This window comes from Faecalibacillus sp. H12 (assembly GCF_013361255.1).
Lineage (GTDB): Bacteria > Bacillota_I > Bacilli_A > Erysipelotrichales > Coprobacillaceae > Faecalibacillus > Faecalibacillus intestinalis.
Genome location: NZ_JABWDK010000081.1, coordinates 1 through 520 on the forward strand (window position 1 = coordinate 1; position 520 = coordinate 520).

1 protein-coding gene is annotated in these 520 nt (G+C 32.7%); it reads right to left on the reverse strand.

Annotated features, from left to right (window positions below; translation table 11 throughout):
• Positions 1-62 precede the first annotated feature (62 nt).
• Positions 63-518: a ribose 5-phosphate isomerase B gene (rpiB, locus tag HUU89_RS14495; protein ID WP_032091042.1), complete on the reverse strand. Its 456-nt coding sequence runs from the start codon at positions 516-518 to the stop codon at positions 63-65.
• Between the last annotated feature and the right edge of the window lie 2 nt (positions 519-520).

Genomic DNA, 520 nt, shown 5'->3' on the forward strand with positions numbered 1-520 from the left:
TGATATTTAAGAGAGGAAAATATCGGTGCATGTTATAAATAATGCTATTTCTAACTAATTAATTATTTATTTTTTTGTTTTTCTTCGATTTCTTTTAACATATCAATTCGTACTTGATGTCTTCCACCTTCATATTCTCCTGAAAGCCATGCATCGACGATCATTTTTGCAAGTTCAATTCCTACAACTCTTGCTCCAAAGGCCAACATATTTGTATTGTTATGTTGTCTTGATAAAAGTGCACTATATGGTTCGCTACATGTTACACATCTAATTCCATTGACTTTATTTGCCGCTAGTGAGATCCCTACTCCTGTTCCACAGATAACGATTCCTTTATCCACTTCTCCACTTACAACCGCATTTGCTACTGCTTCTCCTGATACTGGATAGTTGAATCTTTCTGTACTATCTGTTCCATAGTTGACTACTTCATATCCATATTTTTCTTCTATATATTTTTTGATTTCTTTTTTGTATTCTACTGCTACATGATCATTTCCAATTCCTATTTTCATTT

Bases quoted from the DNA above. Each gene is read 5' to 3' on its own strand.
- rpiB (WP_032091042.1), bottom strand. From the start codon at position 518: ATGAAAATAGGAATTGGAAATGATCATGTAGCAGTAGAATACAAAAAA.